14 protein-coding genes are annotated in these 13643 nt (G+C 67.7%); 8 read left to right on the top strand and 6 right to left on the bottom strand.

Going from position 1 to position 13643, the window contains the following annotated elements:
- Positions 1-35: 35 nt before the first annotated feature.
- Both SPHPHY_RS0107675 and SPHPHY_RS0107670 read left to right on the top strand, forming a co-directional pair.
- Positions 36-1163, top strand: a complete 1128-nt coding sequence (locus SPHPHY_RS0107675; RefSeq protein ID WP_022686101.1) for an acyl-CoA dehydrogenase family protein — start codon at positions 36-38, stop codon at positions 1161-1163.
- Positions 1160-2041 (top strand): acyl-CoA thioesterase, encoded by an 882-nt coding sequence (locus SPHPHY_RS0107670; RefSeq protein WP_022686100.1) that lies wholly within the window; start codon positions 1160-1162, stop codon positions 2039-2041. Before SPHPHY_RS0107675 ends, SPHPHY_RS0107670 begins: the two co-directional genes overlap by 4 nt.
- A gap of 50 nt (positions 2042-2091) precedes the next feature.
- On the opposite strand, the gene SPHPHY_RS22635 is transcribed toward SPHPHY_RS0107670, so the two are convergent.
- The 5 genes from SPHPHY_RS22635 to SPHPHY_RS0107645 all read right to left on the bottom strand — a co-directional run bounded on the left by SPHPHY_RS22635 (position 2092) and on the right by SPHPHY_RS0107645 (position 7034).
- Complete coding sequence (locus tag SPHPHY_RS22635; RefSeq protein ID WP_028056622.1) at positions 2092-2742, bottom strand: methyl-accepting chemotaxis protein; 651 nt, start codon at positions 2740-2742, stop codon at positions 2092-2094.
- A 67-nt stretch (positions 2743-2809) separates the two neighbouring features.
- On the bottom strand, positions 2810-3892 hold the full coding sequence (locus tag SPHPHY_RS0107660) for a catalase family protein (protein WP_022686098.1): 1083 nt from the start codon (positions 3890-3892) through the stop codon (positions 2810-2812).
- Positions 3893-3988: 96 nt separating this feature from the next.
- Positions 3989-4786 carry an SDR family NAD(P)-dependent oxidoreductase gene (locus tag SPHPHY_RS0107655; protein WP_022686097.1) on the bottom strand — a complete coding sequence of 266 codons (798 nt, stop codon included), beginning with the start codon at positions 4784-4786 and terminating at the stop codon, positions 3989-3991.
- Positions 4783-5802, bottom strand: coding sequence for a phosphotransferase family protein (locus SPHPHY_RS0107650; RefSeq protein ID WP_022686096.1), 1020 nt, complete (start codon positions 5800-5802; stop codon positions 4783-4785). Before SPHPHY_RS0107650 ends, SPHPHY_RS0107655 begins: the two co-directional genes overlap by 4 nt.
- Entirely contained in the window at positions 5799-7034 is a 1236-nt protein-coding gene (locus tag SPHPHY_RS0107645; protein ID WP_022686095.1) for an acyl-CoA dehydrogenase family protein, read from the bottom strand. The genes SPHPHY_RS0107650 and SPHPHY_RS0107645 overlap by 4 nt, the downstream gene beginning before the upstream one ends.
- 136 nt (positions 7035-7170) lie before the next feature.
- Between SPHPHY_RS0107645 and SPHPHY_RS0107640 the strand changes: the two genes are divergently transcribed.
- Positions 7171-8406 (top strand): TetR/AcrR family transcriptional regulator, encoded by a 1236-nt coding sequence (locus tag SPHPHY_RS0107640; protein ID WP_022686094.1) that lies wholly within the window; start codon positions 7171-7173, stop codon positions 8404-8406.
- Positions 8407-8420: 14 nt separating this feature from the next.
- Here the strand turns inward: SPHPHY_RS0107640 and SPHPHY_RS0107635 are convergent, their stop codons facing one another.
- On the bottom strand, positions 8421-9275 hold the full coding sequence (locus SPHPHY_RS0107635; RefSeq protein WP_022686093.1) for a helix-turn-helix domain-containing protein: 855 nt from the start codon (positions 9273-9275) through the stop codon (positions 8421-8423).
- A gap of 163 nt (positions 9276-9438) precedes the next feature.
- Between SPHPHY_RS0107635 and SPHPHY_RS19700 the strand changes: the two genes are divergently transcribed.
- The 5 genes from SPHPHY_RS19700 (at position 9439) to SPHPHY_RS0107610 (ending at position 13615) form a co-directional block, all read left to right on the top strand.
- Entirely contained in the window at positions 9439-10077 is a 639-nt protein-coding gene (locus SPHPHY_RS19700; RefSeq protein WP_022686092.1) for a glutathione S-transferase N-terminal domain-containing protein, read from the top strand.
- Positions 10074-10850, top strand: a complete 777-nt coding sequence (locus SPHPHY_RS0107625; RefSeq protein WP_022686091.1) for a thioesterase family protein — start codon at positions 10074-10076, stop codon at positions 10848-10850. The genes SPHPHY_RS19700 and SPHPHY_RS0107625 overlap by 4 nt, the downstream gene beginning before the upstream one ends.
- 115 nt (positions 10851-10965) lie before the next feature.
- Positions 10966-11499, top strand: a complete 534-nt coding sequence (locus SPHPHY_RS0107620) for a hypothetical protein (RefSeq protein ID WP_022686090.1) — start codon at positions 10966-10968, stop codon at positions 11497-11499.
- A 41-nt stretch (positions 11500-11540) separates the two neighbouring features.
- Positions 11541-12260 carry a response regulator gene (locus SPHPHY_RS0107615; protein ID WP_022686089.1) on the top strand — a complete coding sequence of 240 codons (720 nt, stop codon included), beginning with the start codon at positions 11541-11543 and terminating at the stop codon, positions 12258-12260.
- A 38-nt stretch (positions 12261-12298) separates the two neighbouring features.
- On the top strand, positions 12299-13615 hold the full coding sequence (locus tag SPHPHY_RS0107610; protein ID WP_022686088.1) for a HAMP domain-containing histidine kinase: 1317 nt from the start codon (positions 12299-12301) through the stop codon (positions 13613-13615).
- Positions 13616-13643: the final 28 nt, after the last annotated feature.

The following is a 13643-nucleotide window of genomic DNA, read 5'->3' as shown; positions in this document are numbered from 1 at the left end:
GGCCCCGACATCGCCGGGGTGACGGGGTTCGATCGATGCCGCTTTTTCTGAACGACGAACAGACGATGTTACGCGAAACCGCACGCGATTTCGTGAGCGAAAACGCGCCGATCGCGCATCTTCGGCGCTTGCGCGACACGCACGACGGGACCGGCTTCGATCGCGGTCTGTGGAGACAATTCGCCGAACTGGGCTTCACCGGCATCCTGATCGGCGAGGAATCCGGGGGGCTGGGCCTCGGCCATGTCGAGGCAGGCGTGGTACTGGAGGAGATCGGGCGCAACCTTTCACCGTCGCCATTCCTGACCACGGCGGTCGCGGCAGTCGCGGCGCTGGAAGGCAGCCCGCAGGCGGAACGCTGGTATCCCGGCATCCTTGCGGGCGAGACGGTCGCGGCGCTGGCGATCGACGAAGGTGCCAAACACCGCAGCGGCGTGGCGATGCGTGCCGAGCGCGCCGGTAACGGCTTTCGCCTGACCGGCGCCAAGCAATTCGTGACGCACGGGCATGTCGCGGACCTGCTGATCGTTGCTGTCCGCACCGCCGGCAGCACCGAAGATGCCGAGGGCGTGACGTTGTTCGTGGTGCCAGCCGACGCCGCGGGACTGACCTCGACGCCGGAGCGGCTGGCGGACACGAGCATCGCGGCGCGGCTGACCTTCGAGGGGGTCGAGCTGGATGGCGATGCGGTGCTTGGTGAGGTCGATGGCGGGCGCGCGCCGCTCGAGCGATTGTTGCACGCCGGACGCGTCGGGGCGTCCGCGGAACTGCTGGGCGTCGGCGGCGGCGCGATGGACATGACGACCGATTACCTGCGGCAGCGCAAGCAGTTCGGGGTTGCGATCGGCACCTTCCAGGCGCTTCAACACCGCGCCGCGCATCTTTATGCCGAGATGGAAGTGGCGCGTGCCGCCGTACTGAAGGCGCAGCAACTGCTGGACGCCGGTGCCGACCAGGCCGACGGGGCGGTATCGCTTGCCAAGGCGATGTCCGGGCTTGCCACGACGCTCTCGGTGCAGGAAGGCGTTCAGATGCATGGTGGAATCGGCATGACCGACGAATATGACATCGGGCTCTTCATGAAGCGCGCGCGCGTGCTCGCCGAAATGTTCGGCGACGCGAACTTCCATGCCGACCGGCTGGCACGCGGGCGCGGCTATTGAGCGACGCGCCCTCCCCCGCCGCGCTCGTCGCCGACCTTGTCGACCTGCTCGACGTCGAGGAGATCGACACCGATCTATATCGCGGTCGGCGCTCGACGGGCGGAGTCGGGCGCGTCTTCGGCGGACAGGTGATCGCACAGGCATTGCAGGCCGCGCAGCGCTCGGCGGGTGAGACCGACAAGGTCGCGCACTCACTTCACGCCTATTTTATGCGCGCCGGTGCCGAGGAGCACCCGATTATTTACCGCGTGGTGCGCGATTTCGAAGGACGCAGCTTCGCGACCCGGCGCGTGATCGCGATGCAGCGCGGAACGCCGATCCTGAACATGGCCGCCTCGTTCCAGCGGGCGGAAGACGGGCTGTCGCACCAGGACGACATGCCCGACGTCCCGCCGCCCGACGCGCTGCAAAGCGAACAGGCGTTGCGGATGGCGGTTTCGGAGCAGATCCCGGAGCGCTTCCGCGACCAGTTGCTCCGCCCGCGGCCGATCGAATATCGCCCGGTGACCCCGCGTCACTGGACCCGGCCGTCGCCCGCGCCGCCCATACAGCATTGCTGGTTCCGGGCGGTCGCGCCGGTCGGCGACGATCCGGCGATGCACCGCGCGGTGCTGGCCTACGCCAGCGACATGCTGCTGCTGGGCACCTGCATGTTGCCGCATGGCGTGACGTGGATCACGCCAGGGATGCAGACCGCGAGCCTCGATCATGCATTGTGGCTGCACGAACCGGCGCGCACCGACGAGTGGTTGCTGTACTCGATGGACAGCCCTTGGGCCGGTCACGGTCGCGGCATGAATCGCGGGCGGATATTCGCGGCGGATGGGCGATTGGTAGCAAGCGTCGCGCAGGAGGGGCTGGTGCGGCTGCGGGACTGAGCGGCGTACCATTCCCGAGCGCTTGGGACGCGGCGTTATCAGCTTTAGCGTTACTCGCCCATCAGCTCCCGTGCACGCACCGTGGCGACCTGCGTTTCGCCGGCCAGCTTCTTCACCTCGCCCGCGACCACCGCGAAGCCGCGACCCGCAGCCCCGGCGCGGGCGGCTTCGATCGAGGCGTTGAGTGCGAGCAGGTTGGTCTGCGCCGCGATACCGGCGATGGCGTCGACGACGCCGCCCAGCTGCGAGACCAGTTCCTCCATGCGGCGGCGATAGCCGTCGGCATCGGCGCGATGCTTCAGGCTCTCCTCCAGCCGACGCTCCGCCTCCTGCGCCAGCCGCACCTCATCGCTGACGTCGTTCGCTATCTTCACGATGCTGGTGACGCGACCATCGTGGTCCGTGATCGGCGTGTAGGTGGCGCGCAGCCACACGTCGCGCCGATCGCGCGTCAGCCGGCGGAAGCGCCCGCCCTCATGCTCGCCGCGCACCAGTTGCTCCCAGAAGGTCGAATACTCGGCACTCGCGACATAGGCGGGGTCGCAGAACATGCGGTGGTGGCGCGCCACCACCTGTCGCTCGGCATAGCCCATGGCGCGCAGGAAGGCCTCGTTGGCCCAGGTGACCACGCCGGTCGGATCGAACGCGATCACCAGTTGCGACCGGTTGATCGCTTCCCACAATGGTCCTTCCCGCAGCACGTCACGCCTTCTCTACCGCAAGAAAGCTCCTTCGCCGACAAACCCTTACGCGGCGGTTAAGCGCGTTTCAGGCAGGTTCGTGGATCGGGCATCCGTTCACGCGGGCACGATAATCCGCGGAGTGACGATAGGTGTCACGTCGAGCACGGTTGATGTTGCCGAGCGGCTGGTGTGCCGCCAATCCCGTCCAGATGCTGAAGCGCAGATGCTCGTTGACCTCTCCGACACGCGCATCGTCCCAGCTGTCCTGCGGCGCGGCGCGGATCGTGGCCACACGGATGAACGGCGCTTCCTCCTCGTCCCATTCGACCGTGGCGTCCTCGACCGGCTGCCGTTCGAGGTCGCGCGCCAGCTGGACGCGAAATTCCCACTCCCCGGCGATCGAGCGGAGTTCGTCGCGGACGGTGTGCCGGATCGCGTCACGATCGCCCGCGGTGTCGATGATCGCGCCCGTTCGCTCCTTCAGACCCGGCGCGACCGGCACGAGGCTGAACTTGGCGATATGATCGCCATAGCGAAACGGCGTGGCGCTGTAATAGGTCTCGCCAAGGGGATCGACGTTCGGCGCGCCCCCCAGCGTGTTTAGGGTCGCGCTTTCGACCCCTACTGCGCCAAGCGCGCTGGTGACGCCCCGCAGCGCCGCGGAAAGCACCTTCTTGCCGCCCTCAGCCTTGTCGGTGGTGCTTGCGAGCAGCTTCAGGTTGCCGAGGAACTTGTCAGCGCTCTTCGCCTGGAAGACGTTGCCGTTGACCATGATGAAATCCTGCGTGCGGCCCTCCGCACCGGGCAGTCGCTCGCCATCTACGTCGAACACCTTGATCGCCATGCCGCGCGGCAAGGAGATCGCATCGTCGAGGATGTCACCCGGGTTGGTGGAGATGCGCATCAGCACCTTGTGTTCGCCGGGGCTGGAGAACAGCCCTTGTGCGAGTTCGGGTGGCAGGTCTGCGTCGATGGTCAGCGTGCCTTCGATGATCGCATGCGCCTTGGCGTGCACCGCGCGAACGGCATGGCCATAATCCCTGGCGGTCGTGTCGAGGACGACGTCGAACGTTTCGTTGAGTTGCGCGATGGTGGCGGCTTCGTCCGGCTGGACCTCCTCGACGGCGGGCGTGTAGCGAACGGGCGTGTCGAGGGCGATAGCGGACATCGGGCAACTCTCCTGCGGGATCGCAGGGTCAACCCAGGTTAGCGGCGGACGTTCCGTATGCGATGGCTTGGCAGCGGCTTAGCCCCCCACCCGTACTCACACCGCGGTCTTGCCATATTCCTGGCGCATGACCGGATGGCTGGACGACAACCCGCCATCGGCAGCGAGCGCCTGCCCGTTCACGTAACTGGCATCGTCGCTGGCGAGGAAAAGCGCAACCCGCGCGAGTTCCTCGGGGCGTGCGCCGCGCCGCAGCGGGTTGAGGCGCCCCACCCGATCGAGCTTGCCGACCTCACGCGCGTGATCGAACACCGGCTGCGTCATGCCGGTCTCGGTCAGGCCGGGGCATAGCGCATTGACGCGGACGTTCGCGCCAGACAGTTGCTGCGCGGCGGTCATCGCGAGATTGATGACCCCGGCTTTCGAGGCGGAGTAAGCGGGTGAGCCGGCACCTGAGCGCAGGCCGGCGACGCTGGCGGTCAGCACGATCGCGCCGCCACCACGCTCGGCGATCCGCGGCGCGGCATGCTTCACCGCCAGCCATGGGCCGATCAGGTTGACGCGCAGCACCTCGCCAAACAATGCGACGTCGGTGTCGAAAATGTTGGCAAGCCCGCCCGAGATGCCGGCGTTCGCAAACATCACGTCCAGACCGCCGAAACGGTCGATCGCCAGTGCGACGGCACGCACGACATCGCCCTCGTCGCCCGCGTCCATGCGGATCGGGGTGGCCACGCCGCCCGCGTCGGCGATCGCGTGCGCGGTTTCCTCGGCCTGCGCGGTGCGATCGGCGACGATCACCTGCCCGCCCTCGGCCGCGAAGAGCAACGCGGCGGCGCGCCCGATCCCGGACCCCGCGCCGGTGACCACGATCGACTTGCCCGCGAACCTCATGCGCCCGCCTGCTGCGCGAAATGCCACGCAGCGTCGGCGAGCATCGGGACGCGCGCGGCGGTTTCATGCGCGCGGGCGTTGGCGGCGGTGCCGATCGCGACGCGCTTCTTGATGCCCTGCACGATGCTGGCGAGACGGAAGAGATTGAAGGCGAAGTACCAGTCGAGTGCGATCGGCGCGGCGCGGCCGGTGCGCGCGCAATAACGCTCCAGCATCTCCGACAATTCCGGGATGCCGGTGACATCGCCGGCGCAACCGAGCACGCCGGAGCGCCCCTCGGGCTCCGTGACCCAGCTCATCAGATAATAGGTCAGATCAGCGACCGGATCGCCCAGCGTCGACAATTCCCAGTCGAGCACCGCCGCCACCCGCGGCTCCGTGCCCAACGCGAAGCGGAGATTGTCGACGCGGTAGTCGCCATGGACGATGCTGGTGCGATCCTGCGCGGGAACGGTGCGCGGCAGGAACTCGATCAGTCGCTCCATCGCGGGCATCGGTTCGGTTTCAGCACCGCGATATTGCCTGGTCCAGCGCGCCACCTGCCGTTCGAAGTAATTGCCCGGCCGACCGTAATCCTCCAGCCCGATCGCGACATGATCGGTATTGTGCAGGTCGGCGAGCGTGTCGATCATCGCCAGATAATGCGCGCGGCGCTGCGCGGGGGCGAGATCGGGCATGGTGCCGTCCCAGATCGTGCGGCCCTCCACCATCTCCATGACGTAGAAGGCCGAGCCGATCACCGCGTCGTCCATGCACAGTCCGTAAGGGCGCGGAACCGGAAACCCTGTCGGATGGAGCGCGGCGATGACGCGATACTCGCGATCAACCTGGTGCGCCGATGGCAACAGGACGCCGACCGGCTTGCGGCGCAGTACGTAGCTGCCGCTGGTCGTGTCGATACGATATGTCGGGTTAGACTGACCACCCTCGAACCGCAACTGCCCGGTGATCATCCCCGCTTCCGGCACCTGCGCGGTCAACCACGCGCCGAGCCGCGCCGTATCGAGATCGCTCATGCGTGCTTGCCGAACTCGTGGCGGGCGATCGCGCGTGCGTGGACTTCATCCGGACCATCGGCGAAGCGCAGCGTGCGCATCGCCGCCCAGGCATGCGCCAGATCGAAGTCGCCCGATACGCCCGCCCCGCCATGCGCCTGGATCGCGTCGTCCAGAATGCGCAGCGCCATGTTGGGCGCCTGCACCTTGATCATCGCGATCTCCTGCTGCGCGGCCTTGTTGCCGGCCTTGTCCATCATGTCGGCGGCCTTGAGGCACAGCAGCCGCGTCATCTCGATGTCGATACGCGCGCGGGCGATGCGTTCTTCCCAGACGCTGTGGTCGGCGATGCGCTTCCCGAAGGCGACGCGGCTGACGAGCCGCCGCGCCATCGCGGCGATCGCGACCTCCGCAACGCCGATCGTGCGCATGCAATGATGAATGCGCCCCGGCCCGAGGCGCCCCTGCGCGATCTCGAATCCGCGGCCCTCGCCAAGCAGCACGTTGGCGACCGGCACACGCACATCGGTGAAGCTGACCTCACCATGCCCGTGCGGCGCGTGGTCGTAGCCGTAGACGGACAGCATCCTTTCCACGCGGACGCCGGGCGTGTCGAGCGGCACGAGCACCATGCTCTGCTGCTGATGGCGCGCGCCCTCCACATTCGTCTTGCCCATCAGAATGCCGATGCGGCAGCGCGGATCGCCCACTCCCGACGACCACCATTTGCGGCCGTTGATGACGTAATCGTCGCCATCACGCACGATGCGGGTCTCGATATTGGTGGCGTCCGACGAGGCGACCGCCGGCTCGGTCATCAGGAAGACGGAACGGATTTCGCCGTCCATCAACGGACGAAGCCATTCTTCCTTTTGTGCCAGCGTGCCGTAGCGGTGCAGCACTTCCATGTTGCCGGTGTCCGGCGCGGAACAGTTGAAGCATTCGCTGGCCCAGTCGATGCGCCCCATCTCCTCCGCACACAGCGCGTATTCGAGATTGCTGAGTTGCGTGCCCTCGAACGCGAACGTGTCGTCGACGTGCGTCTGCCCGGAATGCGGCGGCATGAAGAAATTCCACAATCCCGCAGCTCTGGCGCGCGCCTTGACGTCCTCGATCACGGGCAGCACCTTCCACGGATCGCCGTCATGATGCTGACGGTCGTGTTCGCCGCGGCGCGGCGCGATCTCCGTGGCGACGAAATCGCGTACCCGATCCCGGAAATGCGTTTCGCGCTCGCTCAACGTGAAATCCACGGCACTTCCTCTCCGGCGTTCCCCGGTAAAAGACCTAAGCCATACCGTATGTTCGGTAAAGGCGTGGAATCGATGCGCGTCACTCCGCGAAGAAAGGGACTGCATCTTCGAACGACGTCATGCTAACGCTGCGTTCATGGGGGATATCACGACCGACGACGCCGGCAGCACGCGCCGTTTTCGCGAAAAGCGCCAGGCGATCCTGGCCGCCGCGGCCGATGCGATCAACGAGCAGAGCGCGAAGGGCATGACCTTCGCCGACGTCGCACGCCGCGTCGGGCTGAACACCACCAGCGTGACCTATTACTTCAAGCGCAAGGAAGAACTGGCCGCCGCTGCCTTCGAGCAGACGCTCGACAGCCTGATGGCGATGCTGGACGACGCGTCGCAAGCCGCGACGCCGCGCGCACGGGTCGAGCGGATGGTGACGCTCAACGTGGAGCGGCTGGCGCGGATCGAGCGCGGCGAGGAGCGTGCGCTGGCGGTGCTGTCGGACCTGCGGGCCATGGACGAGCCGATGCGCGCGACGCTGATGAATCGCTGGCGCGAGGTTTTCCGGCGCACGCGCGCTTTGTGGGGCGAGAGCCGGTCACGCGAGGCGACCGACCTGGCCGGGGCGCGCGCGCATGTGCTGCTGGAGAACATCTTCTGGCTGCCGGTGTGGCTGCCGCGCTATGACGCCGACCAATATCCGCGCGTTGCCGAGCGGCTGATGGCGCTGTTCCTCGACGGACTCGCCGTGGACGGCGCACGCTGGGCGCCCGGCGCGGTACCGTTGCTGCACGACGATGCGGTGCCGGGTCGCGAGGCGTTCCTCCTGGCTGCGACGCGCCTGATCAACGAACTCGGCTATCGCGGCGCCTCGGTGCAGCGGATCGCGTCGGAACTGAACGTCACCAAGGGCAGCTTCTATCACCATCTCGACGCCAAGGACGATCTGGTCGTCGCCTGCTATCGCCGCAGCTTCGACACGATCGCCGCGACACAACGGATCGCCGACGAGCGCGGCGGCACGCACTGGCAACGGCTTTGCGATACCGTCGCGACCTTGGTCGGCGTGCAATTCTCCGAACGCGAGTCGCTGCTCCGCACCACCGCGCTAAGCGGTCTGCCGGCGGGCGAACGACAGCAGATGATCGACCGATCGACCCGGATCGCACGACGCTTCGCGGGTACGATGATGGACGGGATCGCGGAAGGCACGGTGCGCACCGTCGACAGTCTGGTCGCTGCGCAGGCGATGATGGCGTTGCTGAACGCGGCGTTCGACATGCGCAAATGGGCGTGGACCATGGAACGCGACCGCGCGGTGCGCCATTATGCCTCGACGTTGATGTTCGGAATGTTCGACGACCGCGCGCTGGAACGATGACGCGCGCGGCGACGTCAGACGGGGCTGCCGAACGCCTGGACGCGCGCCTCGATCGCGACCTGATTGTGCGGCCCGCGCCGCCGCGTGAAATCGCGCACCGAACAGCCGAGGAACAGGTGGCTGTCGCGAAGAAAATGCGAGCGATCCCAATAGCCCGCCTTCTCCAGCGCGGCGGGGCCGGCATTGGGATCGGTCAGCACGACCGTGACGGCGCGGAGAAAGCGCGTCCGACGCAGCAGCAGCTTGGGCGTGAAGCCGAAATTGTAGCGCGTCATCGCCGCCAGTGCGCGCGGCGACATGTCGAGCGTCTCGGCCACCGCCTCGATCCGCGTGGTTTCGGGATCGCGCAGCATCCCGCACAGGATCTCGATCCGGGGGTCGGCAGGCGGACGGCGTTGCAAGCGCGCCTCCAGCCACGTCTCGAAAGCGGCCTCGAACGAATCCGCCTTCTCCAGCGCCTCGCGCAGCATCTCAGCGCCCGGATCGATATCGTGCAGCGCGATGACGCGATTGGAAAAACGCGATACGTCGCCGCCGAAGATCTGCGCCCAGCCGAACGGCCGCAGCCCCACCCCGACCAGTTCGCCGCCTGCGCAGGTAACGTAGCCGGCATAGCTGCTCGGCCCCATCAACGCGATTGGCGGGACGGGATCGAACAGGCGGCTGCCGATCTTCAGCGACCAAGGTGGCGTATTGCGCAGCGCGACGCGGATCGTCGCCACGCTGGGGAAGAACGCATCGTGCATGTCGCGCCCGACGCAAACGGGCGCACCGAAGCGATGATAACCGGTGACATACCGCGCCAGTCGCTCTCCTGCCGGGACGTAGCGGACGTCGACCCCGCCCGACCCATGATCCTTGTTTCCCACGTCGCCCCCCAGCAACCCCGCTTCAATTCTTTCATAATCTTTTGTTGCGTCGCCGCAAGCAGATGTGGGCGTCCACAACCATTCCGGGCGAAATCACGGAACGTATATTATAGCTTCTGCCACAATTTCATGGCGGTGATCCGCTGCCAAGGAGCCACATACGATGATCGACCTCCATTACTGGCCGACCCCCAACGGCCATAAAGTCCTAATCTTCCTTGAAGAGGCAGGCTTGGAGCACACAATCCACCCGGTAAACATAGGGAACGGCGAGCAGTTCAGGCCCGAGTTCCTCGCAATCTCGCCCAACAACCGCATGCCGGCGATCGTCGACCATGCGCCGCGTGATGAAGGCGCACCGATCAGCGTGTTCGAAAGCGGCGCGATCCTGCTCTATCTTGCGCACAAGACGGGTGAGTTTGGCGGGCGCGACCCGCGCGCGCATATCGACGTGCTGCAATGGCTGATGTGGCAGGTCGGCGGGCTGGGCCCGATGTTGGGTCAAAACCACCATTTCACACGCTACGCACCCGAGAAGGTGCCCTACGCGATCGACCGCTACCTTAGCGAGACCGCCCGACTCTACGGTGTACTCGACCGACAACTCGCCGGGCGCTCATTCGTGACCGGAGAGGATTATACCGTCGCCGACATGGCGTGCTTCCCGTGGATACTGCCGGAGGCGCAGGGACAGGATATTGCGCAATTCCCCAACCTTGCGCGCTGGCATGCCGACATCGCGGCACGGCCGGCGGTTATACGTGCGCTGGCGCGCGGCAAGGCGGTGGCGGAGCGCGCGTGACCGCGCTTCACGCGATCCTGGCGGCGGCGCAGCCCGCGGACGACGCCGGCGCATGGAGCGCCACGATCCCCGACGGCTGGTTGCAGGGGCGCACCGGCTACGGCGGGCTTACCACGGCGCTGGCGCTGGACTGCACGCTGCGCGGCGTGGCCGACCTGCCGCCGCTGCGATCTGCACAGGTTGCGTTCGTCGGTCCGCTGTCGGGCACGGTGCGCGTCACGGCGCAGGTGCTGCGGCGTGGACGCAATGCCGCGTTCGTGCAGGCAGACGTGGCCGGCGCTGCCGGGCTTGGGCTGCGCTGCACCTTCGTCTTCATGCGCGCGCTGGAGAGCGCAGTCGATCACGATCGCACCGCGCCGGCACCCTGTCCGGCCCCGCACGCCGGCGACGCGGTGCTGCGCGGCGTGCCGGCGATCGCGTTCACCGAGCGCTTCGAGACCGTCGATCGGCCGCTGGAAGAAGGGACGGGATGGCGGCGCTGGGTACGGCTGGCGGAGCGCGGCGCGTTAGTGCCGGCAGTCGAGCTGCTCGCGATCGGCGACGCGCTGCCCCCGGCGGCGATGCGCCTGATGAGACAGCCGGCGCCGCTCAGCTCGCTGACCTGGATGATCAACCTGCTCGACCCCGCGCCGACCACCGACGATGGCTGGTGGCTGGTCGAAACGCGTACCGACCACGCCCGCGACGGCGCGACGTCACAGGCGATGGCGATCTGGAACAAGGCCGGGTGCAAGGTAGCGGAGCATATGCAGGCGGCGGCGATCTTCGGCTGATACAAGTCGCGACACTTTCGTGCTTTTCCGGACACCATCCGGCGACGAGCGAGCGGCACAAGCAGGCTGCCGGAGCGGTCTTCCGCCCCGGGGTCAGGATCGCAAGGAAAATATCATGAGGACGTGGATCACCGCCGCTGCGTTGGGGGCCGCCGCGCTGGGCGGCCTGGCGGGTGCCGGCGCGCAGGCACAGGCTTCGTCACGGCCTGCGCAACCCCTAGCTGCCGACAATGACGGCGACCGGGTGGTCAGCCGCGACGAAGCCGCCGCCGCTGCCGACCGACGCTTCGCGGCGATGGACGCCAACCACGACGGCAAGCTGACGCGCGACGAACGCCGGGCGTGGCGCGAGCAGCGCCGCGCGCCGCAGCGCGGTGGCCCGCCGCCGGGTGAAGTACGCGATGGTGGCGCGGAACGGCATCAGCGCAAACCCGATGCCGAGCTGTCGCAGGCCGACTTCCGCGCGCGCGAGTTGCACCGCTTCGATCGCATCGACACCAACCGCGACGGGCGCATCGACCAGCGCGAGCGCGATGCGATGATGCTCATGATGCGCGCGCGCCGCGCCGGCGGGGACGCACGGCCGCCGCGGAGCGGTGACATGCCACCCCCGCCGACGGATGACGGCGGCACGGGCCAGCCACGCTGACCCCTTCAACCCGCACGCCGATTGTGTCAGGTGCCATCACCATGGGCGAAACCCCACACCTCCTGTTGGTCGATGACGAGCGCTCGATCCGCGAGCCCCTCGCTATCTATCTGACTAAGCAGGGCTTTCGCGTCACCCAGGCGGGTGATGCGGAGGCGGCGCGGATGCGGCTCGCCGCATATGCGATCGACCTGATCGTGCTCGACATCATGATGCCGGGCGAGGACGGACTGTCGCTGTGCCGCCATGTCCGCGCAACCGGCGAGACCCCGGTGATCCTGCTGACCGCGAAGAGCGAGGAGACCGACCGGATCGTCGGGCTGGAGATGGGCGCAGACGATTACGTCGTGAAGCCCTTTTCCCCCCGCGAGCTGGCAGCGCGCATCAAGACGGTGCTGCGCCGCACCGCCGGTGGCGGGGTGCGCCACCATGCGCCGGAAAGCGGCTCCTACGCCTTCGCCGGCTGGGTGCTGAAAACCGGCGAACGCGCGCTGATCGACCGTGAGGGCGTGTCCGTGCCGCTGTCGACCGGCGAGTATAACCTGCTGCTGGCGCTGGTGCAGCGGCCGCGCCAGGTGCTGACGCGCGACCAGTTGCTCGACCTGACACAGGGGCGCGAGGCGGCCGCCTTTGACCGGGCGATCGACAATCAGGTCAGCCGGTTGCGCCGCAAGATCGAGCCCGATCCGAAGAACCCGGAGATCATCAAGACGGTGTGGGGCGGCGGCTATGCGCTGTCGACGGACGTCACGCGGCTGTGAGGCGGCGCTTTCCCTGGCCGCGCAGCCTTGCGGGGCAGATGGCGTTGCTGGTCGCGCTGGCGCTGTTCATGGCGCAAGCGATCAACCTGGCGCTGCTGCTGCGCGAACGCGGCGCGGTACGGATGGCGCAGATCACGCGTCCCGCGGCATACCGGATCGCCGACGCACTGGACCAGGAAGCGGCCGGCCGCCCGGTGGTCGCCGATCGCGGACGGGTGCGGTTGGTGCCGCGCGACCCGATCACGCGCACGATGGTGCCGCAGCCGGCCGTAGCGCGCGAACTGGCCAACCAATTGAACGACATGGACGTGCGCGTCGCAACCGTCGAGGTCGCGATCGCGCGCCCGGGGGAATATCGCGTACCGCTCAGCCGCTTCGAACGGCGGATGGCGGCGCGCGGCGCGCGCGAGGACGGACCGCGCGAGACGATCGTGGTCGCGGTGAAGCGCACCGATGGACGATGGATGGCGCTGGCCAGCGGCCTGCCACGCGATGACCTGCGGTTGTTCTGGCGGTTGTTGGCGCAGACACTGATCTTGTATGCGATTATGTTGCTGCCTGTGTTGTGGGTGGCACGCCGTATTTCGCGACCGTTGCGCGAATTGGCGGCCGCGGCGCGCGGCTACTCGCCGGCGGTGCCGCCGGTGGCGCTGGAGGAAAGCGGCCCGCCCGACGTGCGCGCGGTGACCGCCGCCTTCAACGCGTTGCGGCTGCGCGTGACGGCGATGCTCGACGAGAAGGACCGGATGCTCGGCGCGATCGGGCACGACCTGCGCACGCCGCTCGCTGCGCTGCGCGTGCGTATCGAGTCGGTCGAGGACGAGCAGGACCGCGCGCGGATGGCGGACACGATCGCGGAAATGAACCGCACGCTGGACGACATCCTGTCGCTGGCGCGGCTGGGGCGGCCGAGCGAGCCGGAGACCGAAGTCGATCTCGCCGCGCTGGTCGACGCCGTCGTGGAGGATTTCCGCGATCTGGGCGAGCCGGTGACGTTCGAGGAGACGGACCGGCTGCGGATGCGGCTGCGCCCGTCGCTGATCCGGCGCGCAGTGCGCAACCTGATCGAAAACGCCGTGAAATATGCCGGTGCTGCGGAAGTGTCGCTGGCGTCAGACGACCGGCGCGCGTCGATCGTGGTGGAGGATCGCGGGCCGGGGATTCCGGCGGACCGGCTGGATCAGGTGTTCGACCCGTTCTTTCGCCTCGAAAGCTCGCGCAATCGTCATACGGGCGGGATCGGGCTCGGACTGGCGCTGGCGCGCGCGATCGTCGAGGAGGCGGGCGGGACGATCGCGCTCACCGCGCGCGACGGCGGCGGGCTGGTGGCGCGGATCACCTTGCCGCGCGGATAGTGGTCATCGCGAGCGCCGCGATGCGACG

The sequence above is a fragment of the Sphingomonas phyllosphaerae 5.2 genome, from assembly GCF_000419605.1.
Lineage (GTDB): Bacteria > Pseudomonadota > Alphaproteobacteria > Sphingomonadales > Sphingomonadaceae > Sphingomonas > Sphingomonas phyllosphaerae_B.
This window is presented reverse-complemented; position numbering and strand designations above follow the sequence as displayed.

Coding starts and splice junctions, on each gene's coding strand:
- SPHPHY_RS0107675 (WP_022686101.1), top strand. CDS start 36: ATGCCGCTTTTTCTGAACGACGAACAGACGATGTTACGCGAAACCGCA.
- SPHPHY_RS0107660 (WP_022686098.1), bottom strand. CDS start 3,892: ATGTCCGCTATCGCCCTCGACACGCCCGTTCGCTACACGCCCGCCGTC.
- SPHPHY_RS0107655 (WP_022686097.1), bottom strand. CDS start 4,786: ATGAGGTTCGCGGGCAAGTCGATCGTGGTCACCGGCGCGGGGTCCGGG.
- SPHPHY_RS0107650 (WP_022686096.1), bottom strand. CDS start 5,802: ATGAGCGATCTCGATACGGCGCGGCTCGGCGCGTGGTTGACCGCGCAG.
- SPHPHY_RS0107640 (WP_022686094.1), top strand. CDS start 7,171: ATGGGGGATATCACGACCGACGACGCCGGCAGCACGCGCCGTTTTCGC.
- SPHPHY_RS19700 (WP_022686092.1), top strand. CDS start 9,439: ATGATCGACCTCCATTACTGGCCGACCCCCAACGGCCATAAAGTCCTA.
- SPHPHY_RS0107620 (WP_022686090.1), top strand. CDS start 10,966: ATGAGGACGTGGATCACCGCCGCTGCGTTGGGGGCCGCCGCGCTGGGC.
- SPHPHY_RS0107615 (WP_022686089.1), top strand. CDS start 11,541: ATGGGCGAAACCCCACACCTCCTGTTGGTCGATGACGAGCGCTCGATC.
- SPHPHY_RS0107610 (WP_022686088.1), top strand. CDS start 12,299: ATGGCGTTGCTGGTCGCGCTGGCGCTGTTCATGGCGCAAGCGATCAAC.